At 69.5% G+C, this 223-nt stretch carries 1 protein-coding gene; it reads right to left on the bottom strand.

Going from position 1 to position 223, the window contains the following annotated elements; all coding sequences use genetic code 11:
• Positions 1-223, bottom strand: a 223-nt coding sequence (locus tag ADK64_RS15325; RefSeq protein WP_159046261.1) for a ketoacyl-synthetase C-terminal extension domain-containing protein, incomplete at both ends; no start/stop codon positions are given.

Here is a 223-nt window from a genome sequence, read left to right on the forward strand (position 1 = left end):
CGACTTCCCGGACACCACCAACGGCACCACCCCATCCGGAACCACCGCACGCCCCACCACAGGCCGCACTTCAGCAGCCTCCAAAATCACATGCGCGTTCGTGCCACTGATACCGAAGGAGGAGACCGCGGCGCGACGCGGACGCCCCTCAGCCGTCGGCCACTCCCGCGACTCCGTCAGCAGCTCCACCGCACCCGCCGACCAGTCCACCTTCGGCGACGGC

The sequence above is a fragment of the Streptomyces sp. MMG1121 genome (assembly GCF_001280015.1).
In the GTDB taxonomy this organism is placed as follows: Bacteria; Actinomycetota; Actinomycetes; order Streptomycetales; family Streptomycetaceae; genus Streptomyces.